Annotated in this window: 9 protein-coding genes; 5 read left to right on the forward strand and 4 right to left on the reverse strand. The window is 74.5% G+C overall.

From position 1 onward, the window contains the following. The first annotated feature begins 177 nt into the window (after window positions 1-177). A complete protein-coding gene (locus tag DQ241_RS13875; RefSeq protein WP_113830758.1) occupies window positions 178-1,623 on the forward strand; it encodes a hypothetical protein in 1,446 nt (481 codons plus the stop codon). Here the strand turns inward: DQ241_RS13875 and DQ241_RS13880 are convergent. From DQ241_RS13880 to DQ241_RS13895, 4 genes are all read right to left on the reverse strand, one after another. Then, window positions 1,620-4,580: an AAA family ATPase gene (locus DQ241_RS13880; RefSeq protein WP_113830759.1), complete on the reverse strand. Its 2,961-nt coding sequence runs from the start codon at window positions 4,578-4,580 to the stop codon at window positions 1,620-1,622. The two genes, DQ241_RS13875 and DQ241_RS13880, sit on opposite strands and share 4 nt — an antisense overlap. After that, complete coding sequence (locus DQ241_RS13885; protein ID WP_113830760.1) at window positions 4,577-5,725, reverse strand: exonuclease SbcCD subunit D; 1,149 nt, start codon at window positions 5,723-5,725, stop codon at window positions 4,577-4,579. Before DQ241_RS13885 ends, DQ241_RS13880 begins: the two co-directional genes overlap by 4 nt. 84 nt (window positions 5,726-5,809) lie before the next feature. Beyond that, window positions 5,810-6,430 carry a PH domain-containing protein gene (locus tag DQ241_RS13890; RefSeq protein ID WP_113830761.1) on the reverse strand — a complete coding sequence of 207 codons (621 nt, stop codon included), beginning with the start codon at window positions 6,428-6,430 and terminating at the stop codon, window positions 5,810-5,812. Between the two features lie 31 nt (window positions 6,431-6,461). Next, window positions 6,462-7,307 (reverse strand): biotin--[acetyl-CoA-carboxylase] ligase, encoded by an 846-nt coding sequence (locus tag DQ241_RS13895; RefSeq protein ID WP_113830762.1) that lies wholly within the window; start codon window positions 7,305-7,307, stop codon window positions 6,462-6,464. A gap of 102 nt (window positions 7,308-7,409) precedes the next feature. On the opposite strand from DQ241_RS13895, the gene DQ241_RS13900 reads away from it, so the two are divergent. From DQ241_RS13900 to DQ241_RS13915, 4 genes are all read left to right on the forward strand, one after another. Then, on the forward strand, window positions 7,410-9,038 hold the full coding sequence (locus DQ241_RS13900) for an acyl-CoA carboxylase subunit beta (protein ID WP_113830763.1): 1,629 nt from the start codon (window positions 7,410-7,412) through the stop codon (window positions 9,036-9,038). Next, a complete protein-coding gene (locus DQ241_RS13905) occupies window positions 9,035-9,250 on the forward strand; it encodes an acyl-CoA carboxylase subunit epsilon (RefSeq protein ID WP_113830764.1) in 216 nt (71 codons plus the stop codon). Before DQ241_RS13900 ends, DQ241_RS13905 begins: the two co-directional genes overlap by 4 nt. Next, the gene (locus tag DQ241_RS13910) at window positions 9,247-9,867 is read left to right on the forward strand and encodes a nucleoside triphosphate pyrophosphatase (RefSeq protein ID WP_113830765.1); all 621 of its coding nucleotides are present in this window, start codon (window positions 9,247-9,249) and stop codon (window positions 9,865-9,867) included. Before DQ241_RS13905 ends, DQ241_RS13910 begins: the two co-directional genes overlap by 4 nt. A 64-nt stretch (window positions 9,868-9,931) precedes the next feature. Further along, window positions 9,932-10,899, forward strand: a 968-nt coding sequence (locus DQ241_RS13915; protein WP_113830766.1) for a serine hydrolase, incomplete at its 3' end; no start/stop codon positions are given.

Consider the following 10,899-nt stretch of genomic DNA (forward strand, 5'->3'; position numbering starts at 1 on the left):
CCATCCGACGCGCACCTCTCGCCCCGCCGGCTCACCGGACGTGGTGCGACGTGAGGTCCCCGCTCCAGTGCGGACGGTCCGTAAGCTGGCCGTTTCGGCTCGCGCCGGACCCGGGCGCCGAGCGCCCGGACGAGACCAGCCGACGCCCCCGTACGACAACAGGATGCTCCGCTCCCGATGCTCCCGCACCACCCCCGCAAGAAGCTCCGCCACCTCCTCCACCGGTTCGCCGCCGTGGAAGGGCAGGTGGCGCAGCTGCACCAGCGCCTCGACACCCTCGGTGCTGCCCTCGCAGCGGCTCACGACACCGTCAACCGATCGTTGGACGAGATCCACGCACGAGGCCACCGGGGCGAGGCGGTCACCGACCAGCGATTCACCGAGCTCCGCGACTCCGTGCACCTGGCTGCCCGCCGAGGGACGCTGCAACGGCCGCGCACCCGTGCCCTGTTCCTGGTGCACCACATCGAGGCGTGGGACGGCTGCCACGGCCTCGTGGAAGCCATGCGGGCCGCCGAGGACTTCGAGCCGATCGTCGCGACGATCCCGCGCCGGTTCCCGGGTGCCTCGCGGTTCGAGCAGGAGGAGGAGGTCCACCGCGGGCTGGATGCCCGCGGGGTGCCGCACCTGCGGCTGACCGCCCACGAGCACGACGAGGCGCTGCGCCTGATCAAGGCCATCGACCCCGACCTGGTCGTCCGGCAGGCGCAGTGGGACGCCGACATCCCGGCCGATCTGGCCACCGACCGGCTGACCTTCGCGCGGCTGTGCCTGCTCCCGTACGAGACCATGAACCTGGTGCAGAACGTCCCGGACGAGCGTGGGGCCAACTCGGCCGTCGACAGCGCGTACCACCGGGCCGCCTGGGTGGTCTTCTGCGCGAACGAGCGCATGGCGGCCATGGCCCGTCGCGACGGTGCTCGCGCGGGCACCCAGTTCCGCGTCACGGGACATCCCAAGGCCGATCGCCTCCGGAGCGCCGCACCGTTCTGGCCCATCGCTTCCTGGGAGTCGGCACCCGGTCGACGGATCGTGTGGTCCGCCCACCACAGCATCGGCCGAGGGTGGTCCGACTTCGGGACCTTCCCGCTCATCGCCGACGACATGCTGGCGTGGGCGGCGAGCCAACCGGAGGTGCAGTTCGTGTTCATGCCGCACCCGGCGCTGCTCACGTTCCCGTCCTCGACGCACTCGCCGGTGTCGCGGGAGGAGTTCGACGGATGGCTCGAGCGCTGGCAGCAGCTGCCCAACACCGCTCTGTTCACCGATGGCGACTACGCACCGCTGCTGGCCGCCTCCGACGTCCTGATCACCGACGGGCTGAGCATGCTCATCGAGTACCAGGTCCTGGGCAAGCCGCTGGTCTTCGTGGAGCGGGAGGGGCACCGCCCCTTCAACGAGATCGGCGAGCAGGCTCTCACCGGCGTCCACACGGCCGGCTCCGTACCCGAGGCCCAGGCGCTGGCCCGACGGTTCCTGGCCGGGCACGCCGATCCCCTGCGGGAGCGGCAGGCCGCCAACGTGGCCGACCTGTTCGGTCCGGCCGGCAGCGCCGAACGGATCCTGTCGTCGCTCCGCGAGCTGATCGCCGAGGAGCGGGCCCGCGACGGGGCGGCCTGCTAGCCCGCCAACCGGGAGCCGTGCCGGCCGGCGACGACCTCGAGCCGCGTCGGGATGCGGGTGCGCAGCTCCTCGAGGTGGCTGATCACCCCGACGGTGCGACCCCCGCGACGGAGCTCGTCCAGCACGCTCATGACCGCGTCCAGCGCCTGGGCGTCCAGCGTCCCGAAGCCCTCGTCCACGAAGAGAGTGTCGACCCGGACGCCACCGGTCTCGGCGGTGACGACGTCGGCCAGGCCGAGGGCGAGGGCCAGTGAGGCCATGAAGCTCTCGCCGCCGGACAGCGTCTTGGTCGGCCGGCGCGTGCCCGTGTACTCGTCGAAGACGTCCAGCCCCAGCCCACCGCGGGCACCGTGCCGACCCTGCGCGTCGCTGTGCAAGAAGGTGTAGCGCCCGCCGGACATGTCCTGGAGCCGGCGGCTGGCGACCTCGGCCACCTGCTCGAGGCGCGCCGCGAGCACGAAGGACTGCAGCCGCATCCGCCGCGTGTTGGCGCCACGCCCGGCGGTGAGGTCGGCCAGCGAGGTGATCTGGTCCGCGGAGTCGCGCAGGTCGTCCAGCTCCACCTCGGCCGCGGTGACCTCGCCGGCCAGCGCGTCGAGGGAGGCCGCGCACCGGCGGGCGCGCTCGAGCTCGGCCACCGCCTCCTCGCGCTCGCGCGTCGTGCCGGAGCACCGGTCCTCCAGCGCCGCGACGTCCGGCCGCGGCGGCAGATCGCTCAGCTGCGGGTCGGCGAGCACGGTGCGCAGGACTCGGGTGCGGGTGTCGTGCTGCTCGAGCTCGCGCTCCAGCGCCGCCTGCCGGGCCTGGTCGCGGAGGGCCGCCCGGGCGGACGCGACGTCGTCGAAGCCGGCCTCGGACACCCGGTCACGGGCCACTCCGCCCGCGACCTCGGCGGCGGCGCGGGCACGCACCTCGTCGACCTCGGCGGCGGTGACGGCCTCGCAGCGGGTCGCGGCGTCCGTCAGCCGCGCGACCCGGGTGGCGAGGTCGGCGTCGTCCCCGCGTGCGGCGGCCAGGCGGCTGCGCAGCTCCGCCAGCGCGCCCGCGGCGGCGTCGTGCTCGGCGGTCCGGGCGCGCAGCTCCTCCCGGGCCTCCGCCAACCGGGCCGCCGCCCGCTCCCGCTCCTCGACCAGCTCGCGGAGCGCGGCGTCGGCGGCCTCCAGGCCGGCGGCCCGCTCGGCCGCCGCCGCCAGGTCAGCGCGCAGCTCCGCCAGCGCGGCCGCCTGTTCCTCGGGCGAGCGGTCGTCCCCGCGGGCGCGCAGCGCGCTGAGCTCGCGCTCCCCGGCCTCGACCTGGGCAGCCGCCGCGGCGAGGGCCGCCTCCGCGGCGTCGGCCGCCTCGTGCGCGGCCCGCTCGTCGTCAGCGGTGACCACCGGGCCGTCGTGCTCGGCCGGCCGGGGGTGCTCGACGCTGCCGCACACCGGGCACGAGACGCCGTCGGCGAGCTGCGCGGCCAGTTCCGCGGCCATGCCGTCCAGGCGGCGCGCGCGCAGGTCGAGCCAGCGCTCCCGCGCGTCGGACCACGCCTCGCGGCGGGTGCCGACCAGCTGCCGGGTGCCGGTGAGCCGCTCCTCCAGTGAGCGGGCGGTGCGCGTCGCATCCAGGGCGGCGGCCGCCGCTCCGGCCGCGGCCTCCAACCCGGGCAGTCGTTCCGCGGCGGCCCGCGCCCCGTCGACCCGCTGCTGCTCCGCGGCCAGGCGGATCGGCCAGCTCTCCGCGGCCGCCGCCTCCCGCTCGCAGGTGCCGGTCAGCCCGGCGACCTGCCGCGCCAGGCGGACGACCGCCCGCTCGAGCTCCTCGCCCCGCGCCACCTCGGGCAGCAGCGCACGAGCCTCCGCAGCGCCGTCCCGCAGCTGCCGGGCCCGCGCTGCGGTGGCCTCCTGCCCCTCGGACACCGGAGCCCAGGCACGCCGGGCGACGGCGAGCGCGGTCGCAGCCCGTTCGGCGTCCGCCGCGGTGGCGGCCGCCGCGGCGAGCACGTCGCGCAGGGACTCCGCGCGCCGGGCCGCGTCCCGCTCGGCGCGCAGGGCGCCCAGTTCGGGCTCCCGGGCGGTCAGCCGGTCCAGCTCGGCGGCCGCGTCGTCGCGGCGGCGGTGCCGCTCCGCCAGCGCCCGGGCGTCGGCCAGGGCGCGGTCCACCTCGGCGACCAGGGCAGCGGCCTCCTCGGCGCGGGCGACAGCGGCGGCGCGCCGCTCGGCCGCAGCTGCACGGACCCGGTCCACCCACGGTGCCGCAGCGCCGCTGCCGGGGGCCCCGACCAGCTCGGGGGCGAGGTCTTCGGGGATCTCGGCGTCGGCGATCTGGGCGACCCGGGCCAGCAGCGTGCTCAGCCGGGCGCGCTGCGCCGCCACCCGGTCGCGAGCGGCCGCCCGCTCCTCGGCCAGCCACTCCTCCGCCCGGGCGAAGCGGCCCACGTCGAACAACGTGCGCAGCAGCTCCGCCCGGTGCTCGGGCTCGGCCCGCAGGAAGCGGGCAAAGTCACCCTGCGGCAGCAGCACCACCTGGCAGAACTGGTGGACGTCGAGCCCGAGCCGGGTGCGGAGGTGTTCGGAGCCCTCGTCGATGCGGGTGCTGACCGGCTCCCAGCCGCCGTCGGTCAGCCGGGTGACGGTGAGCGTGGCCTGTTCCTTCGTCCACCCCTCACCGCGCTTCTTCGGGCGCTGCTGCTCGGGGCGGCGGGTCACCCGCAGCCGCTCGGCGCCCAGGGTCAGCTCGCAGGTGACCTCGGTGCGGGTGGCGGCGTCGGCGTGGTCGCTGCGCAGCCGCTTCTCCTCCCCGCGGGCCCCGGGCACGGTGCCGTAGAGCGCGAAGACGACGGCGTCGAGCAGGGTCGTCTTGCCCGCGCCCGTCGGCCCCCACAGCAGGAACAGTCCGTCGCGGCCCACCTCGTCGAAGTCGACCTCCGCGGTGCCGGCGAAGGGCCCGAAGGCGGTCAGCGCGAGCCGGTGCAGCCTCACCGGAGCACCTCGGCGCGGTCGGCGGCGCCCAGCGCGCGCGCCAGCAGCTCCCGCTCGGCGCGGGTCATGGCCGCACCCCGGACGTGGTCGACGAACTCGCCGGCGATCTCGAGGTCACCGCGACCGCGCAACCGCTCCTGGTAGCTGCGCCCGTCGCCCGCGGCCGCCGTGCCGGACCACTCCAGGTGGACGCAGTGCGCGAAGCGCGCCTGCAGCCGCCGCATCGGGTCGGTCGGGCGGACGGCGTCGGTGAGCCGGGCGGAGACGAAGTGCTCCTCGGCGGCGGCGTGGGCCGGGTCGGCGAGCAGCTCGTCGAGCTCGCCGGTGAGCACGCTGAGCGGGCGCGGCGTGGGCAGCGGGACGGGGCGCACGCCGGAGAGGCCGGCCCCGTCGAGCTCGACCAGCCAGGCCTGCTTCTGCTGCCCCGCCTCGCCGAAGGAGTAGGCCAGCGGCGATCCGCTGTACCGCAGCCGAGGCGAGAGGGTCTGCGGGCGGTGCAGGTGGCCCAGGGCGACGTAGTCGACCCCGTCGAACACCGGCGCCGGGACCAGGTCGACCCCGCCGACGCAGATGTCGCGCTCGCTGTCGCTGGGCATCCCGCCACCCACGAAGGCGTGCGCGAGGACGACCGAGCGGGCTCCCGGCCGGAGGAACAGGTCGGCCCGCACGCGGTCCATGGCCGCCGTGAGCACCGCCTCGTGGCTGCGGCCCCCGGTCAACCCCAGCTCGTGCCGGGCCACTTCGGGCTCCAGGTAGGGCAGGCCGTACACGGCGACCTCGCCGTGCTCGTCGGCCAGCAGCACCGGCTCGTCCAGCGCCGCGGTCGCCGCCCGCACGTGCAGCCCGGCCGCGGCGAGCAGGCCGGAGAAGGTGCCCAGCCGGCGGGCGGAGTCGTGGTTGCCGGGGGTGAGGACCACCTGGGCGCCGGCGCGGAGCAGGCGCCCGACGACCCGGTCCAGGACCGCGGTCGCGTCCGCGGAGGGGACGGCGCGGTCGTACACGTCCCCGGCCACCAGCACCGCGTCCACCCGCTCCGCCGTCACGACGTCGGCGAGGCCGGAGAGCACCTGCTCCTGCTCGGCGAGCAGGTCCGTGCCGTGCAGGGTGCGGCCGATGTGCCAGTCGGAGGTGTGCAGCAGCCGCATGGCCGGAACGTAGGCAGGGGGTCCGACAGAACCGGTCAGGCTCGCCGTGACGGAACCGTCACACCGGGGCGGGCGCCCCTGCTGTCACAGCACCCGCGTGCGCCGGGTGCCGCCCGGGTCGTCGCCCCACCCGTCGTCCCAGCGGTCCCGGTGGTCGTCGGCCCACCCGTCGTCCCAGCCGTCGCGGATGTAGCCCGCGTTCTCCTGGGCCCGGCGGTCGGCGTCCTCCTCGATCATGTGGTTGACCAGCTGCTGGACGCCGTCGCTGTCGGGGATCCGCTCCAGCACGGTGGCGCCGCTGTCGCCGGCGGTCTCGATGGTGAGGGTGCCGCTGTTGATCAGCCGCTCCCAGAGCGTCTGGGTGTAGGAGACGTCGGTGATCCGGCCCAGGCCGAGGTCGCGGCCGCGCCGGGCGAGGATCCCCTCGCGGAACAGCAGCCGGTGGGTGGTGATCACGTAGTGGGTGGTGCGCCAGCGCAGCAGCGGGACGACGACGGTGACCAGGACCAGGAACGCGGCCAGCAGCACGATGCCGAGCCGGACCACGCCCTGCTGGCGGCCGTCGGGCACGATCGCGGCACCGAACGACGCCGCCGCCACGACGAGCAGCAGCCGGACGACCGGCCAGAAGACCGTCAGCCAGTGCGGGTGCAGGTGCCGCACGACCTCTTCGTCCTCGGCGAGCAGCTTGTCCGGGTAGGGCATGCCGCCAGGATGACGGAGGAACCGGCGGCGATCAGCCCTCCGCGGCGCGTGTCCGCACGTGTCGCACGTCGCCGCTGGCCAGCTCGACCGTGCCCTCGGGCGTCCGCACGACCAGCCGGCCGTCCCAGTCGACCGCCTGGGCGGTGCCGTGCAGGGCCGAGCCGTCCGGCAGGGTCACCTCCACCTCGCTGCCGACCGTCGAGGACCAGCCGAGGTAGTCCTGCGCGAGCTGCGAGCTCACCGGGTCGCCGAGCACGGTCGCCCACCGGCGGTAGCGGGACTCGACCGCGCGCAGGAAGGCCAGCAGCAGCGGCCCGCGGTCGACGGTCCCCCCGGTGACCACCGACAGCGACGTCCCGGTTCCGGGCAGCTCCGCAGCCGATGTGGAGACGTTCAGCCCCACGCCGACGACGACGGCGTCGCCGCTGCTCTGGGCCAGGATGCCCGCCAGCTTGCGCCCGTCCCGGGCGAGCAGGTCGTTGGGCCACTTGAGGGAGGACAGCACCCCGGTCGTCTCGCGCACCGACTCGGCCAGCGCGACCCCGGTCAGCAGCGGGAGCCAGCCCCGCCGGGCCGCGGGCACGTCGGGCCGCAGGAGGAAGGAGACGGTCAGGCCCGCGCGCGGCGGCGACGTCCACACCCGGTCCAGCCGCCCGCGACCGGAGACCTGGTGCTCGGCCACGAGGACGGCCCCCTCCGGGAGGTCGTCCCGGGCGCGGTCGAGCAGCTCGGTGTTCGTGGACCCGACCTCGGGCAGGACCTCCAGGGAGCGCCACAGCGAGGTGTCCCGCACGAGCGCCGACTGCAGCGCCTCCGCGTCCAGCGCGGGACGCTCGAGATCCGTCCACCGGGATCGGGATGAGGGCGTGTCGGGCACTCCCCTACGCTACGGCCCGTGACCGAGCTGCCGAGGTCACGCGCGACCCAAGCAGTGCCGCAGCGACGCGGCCGGACAGCGCCCAGCGAGGAGAAGCACCGCGTGAGTGCCGCCGAACTCGAGAACGCCGGGGAGCACGTCCCCGACGACATCGACATCCACACCACGGCCGGGAAGCTGGCCGACTTCGAGCGCCGCGTGCAGGAGGCCCAGCACGCGGGCTCCGAGCGAGCGGTCGAGAAGCAGCACGCAGCGGGCAAGATGACCGCCCGCGAGCGGATCGAGGCGCTGCTGGACCCGGGCTCGTTCACCGAGTTCGACGAGTTCGCCCGCCACCGCTCGACGAACTTCGGGATGGCCGAGAAGCGCCCGTTCGGCGACGGCGTCGTCACCGGGTACGGCACCGTCGACGGCCGGCCGGTCGCGGTCTTCTCCCAGGACGTCACCGTCTTCGGCGGGAGCCTCGGCGAGGTCTACGGCGAGAAGATCGTCAAGGTCCAGGACTTCGCCATCAAGAACGGCTGCCCCGTCATCGGCATCAACGAGGGCGGCGGCGCGCGGATCCAGGAGGGCGTGGTCTCGCTCGGCCTCTACGGCGAGATCTTCCAGCGCAACGTGCACGCCTCCGGGGTCATCCCGCAGATCTCACTGGTCATGGGCCCGGCCGCCGGTGGGCACGTCTACTCCCCCGCGCTCACCGACTTCATCGTGATGGTCGACAAGACCAGCCAGATGTTCATCACCGGTCCCGACGTCGTGAAGACCGTGACCGGCGAGGACGTCTCCCTCGAGGAGCTCGGCGGCGCCCGCACGCACAACACGAAGTCCGGCGTCGCGCACTACCTGGCGGAGAACGAGGAGGACGCCCTCGACTACGTCAAGGCGCTGCTCTCCTACCTGCCGAGCAACAACCTCGACCCGCTGCCGGCCCTGGACGTCGCCCCCGTCGACACGGTGCTGCCCGACGCGCTCACCGACGAGGACCTCGAGCTCGACACGTTCATCCCGGACTCGGCGAACACGCCCTACGACATGCACACCGTCATCGAGCACGTGCTCGACGACGGCGAGTTCCTCGAGGTGCAGCCGCTGTTCGCGCCGAACATCCTCATCGGCTTCGGCCGGGTGGAGGGCCGCCCGGTGGGCGTCGTGGCCAACCAGCCCACCCAGTTCGCCGGCACCCTGGACATCGACGCCAGCGAGAAGGCCTCGCGCTTCGTGCGCACCTGCGACGCCTTCAACATCCCGGTGCTCACCTTCGTCGACGTCCCCGGCTTCCTGCCCGGCACCTCGCAGGAATGGGACGGCATCATCCGCCGCGGCGCGAAGCTGATCTACGCCTACGCCGAGGCCACCGTCCCGCTGATCACCGTGATCACCCGCAAGGCCTACGGCGGCGCCTACGACGTCATGGGCTCCAAGCACCTCGGCGCCGACGTGAACCTCGCCTGGCCCAGCGCGCAGATCGCCGTCGTGGGCGCGCAGGGCGCCGTCGGCATCCTGTACCGCAAGGAGCTGGCCGCGGCCGAGGACCCCGAGGCACGCCGCGCCGAGCTGATCGCCGAGTACGAGGACACCCTCGCCAACCCCTACATCGCCGCGGACCGCGGGTACGTCGACGCCGTCATCCCGCCGTCGCACACCCGCGTCCAGGTGACCAAGGCGTTGCGGGTGCTCGCGAACAAGCGGCAGACCCTGCCGGCCAAGAAGCACGGGAACATCCCGCTGTGAGCGAGGAGCAGCAGCCACTCCTGCGGGTCGTCCGCGGCGAGCCCTCGGCCGAGGAGCTCGCCGCGCTCACCGTCGTGGTGGCCGCCCTGTCGCAGCGCCGCGGGCGCCGGCGCCCCACCCCGGTGGGCGCGTGGGCCTCACCCGCCTTCTCCCACCGCCGGCCGCTGCGGCCCGGGCCGGGCGGCTGGCTCGCCGCCGGGAGATCCGCGTGAGCGTCGAGCGCAGGCTGGTGCTGGCCTCGGCCTCCCCGGCACGGTTGTCCTTGCTGCGGCAGGCGGGCCTCGCCCCGGAGGTCGTGGTCAGCGGGGTCGACGAGTCCGCGTACTCCGCCCCCCGCGTCGCCGAGCAGGTCGCCCTGCTCGCCACGGCGAAGGCCGCCGATGTCGCCAAGCGGGAGACCGACGCCCTGGTGATCGGCGCCGACTCGCTGCTGGAGTTCGCGGGCAAGCCGCTCGGCAAGCCCGCCGACGCCGCCGAGGCGCGCGACCGCTGGCGCCGGATGTCCGGCCGGTCGGGCGTCCTGCACACCGGGCAGGCGCTGTTCGACGTCCGGGACGGCGCCGTCGTCAGCCGCGACATCGCGGTGGCCTCGACGGTCGTGTACTTCGCGACTCCCACCTCCCAGGAGATCGAGGCCTACCTCGCCAGCGGAGAACCCCTCGCGGTCGCGGGCGCCTTCACCCTCGACGGGCTGGGAGCGCCGTTCGTACGACGCGTCGAGGGCGACCCTGCCGCGGTCGTGGGTCTGTCGCTGACGGTGCTGCGGACGCAGCTGGCCAAGCGCGGCCTGGCGATCACCGACCTGTGGGCCGACGACAGCCACCGGTAGAGCCCGGGCGTCTTTGACCGCCCCTGACCGGCGTGCGATGCTTCCGCGGACTTACGGGGGTTGGATGTCTCGACTGCTCCGCCGCGCCACGACGGCGGTCGTCGGGCTCGCCTTGATCCTCGGCACCGTGACCGCGGCGCAGGCAGCCGGCAGCCTCCAGTCACGGGTCGACGCAGGCTCCAGCTACGCGGCCACCCGGGGGACGACGATCCGGATCGCGGTGCTCGACCGGGTCACCGGCGAGTACAGGGACAACGGTGCGGTTGCGCACCAGCACGTCCAGTCGGCGTCGGTGATGAAGGTGTTCATCGCGGACAACCTCCTCCGACGGCAGGACCTCGGCCAGATCCGCCTCAGCGCCGCGGATCTCGACGCCCTGGGCTCGATGCTGAGGTCCTCCGACGACGCGGCCGCGAACCGCTTCTGGTCGGCCTACGGCGGTAACACCATCGTCCGCGACGTCATCGGCCGGTACGGGCTCCGCGAGACCGACCTGACGTCCAACGTCAGGTACTGGGGCAACACCCTCGTCACCGCGCACGACATGGTCGTCTACTACCAGGGGCTCCTGGCCGGTGCGGGTGGGCTCTCGGCCGGGTCGCGCGCATTCATCATCGACCAGCTGCAACGGTCCACACCTCGCGGTACCGACGGCTACTGGCAGTTCTTCGGACTGCGGGACGGGCTGCCGGGAGAGGCGTGGATCGGCCAGAAGCAGGGCTGGATGTGCTGCGTCGACGGCGCGGTCTTCCGGCACTCCACCGGGTTCGTCGGGCCGGGGGGGCGCTATGTGTTCGCGGTGCTCGCCACCGAGCCCAGCGCACGCGGCGGAGCCCACCTCGAGGCCTCCGTCACGGGGGCCGTGCGCGCCATGTTCCCGGAGGGCTCGGTCGACCTCGACCCGCAGAACTCCAGTGCGATCGGGGGCAGCGGGTCCGCGTACTTCCTCGACGACAGGTTCACCGGGGTGGCCAACCGGGTCTTCCGGTACGGCGAGCCCGCCGACGAGGTGTACGTCGGCGACTGGGACGG

It is taken from the genome of Blastococcus sp. TF02A-30 (genome assembly GCF_003319185.1).
GTDB lineage: Bacteria > Actinomycetota > Actinomycetes > Mycobacteriales > Geodermatophilaceae > Blastococcus.

Bases quoted from the DNA above. Each gene is read 5' to 3' on its own strand.
- DQ241_RS13885 (WP_113830760.1), bottom strand. From the start codon at position 5,725: ATGCGGCTGCTGCACACCTCCGACTGGCACATCGGCCGCACCCTGCAC.
- DQ241_RS13875 (WP_113830758.1), top strand. From the start codon at position 178: ATGCTCCCGCACCACCCCCGCAAGAAGCTCCGCCACCTCCTCCACCGG.
- DQ241_RS13890 (WP_113830761.1), bottom strand. From the start codon at position 6,430: ATGCCCTACCCGGACAAGCTGCTCGCCGAGGACGAAGAGGTCGTGCGG.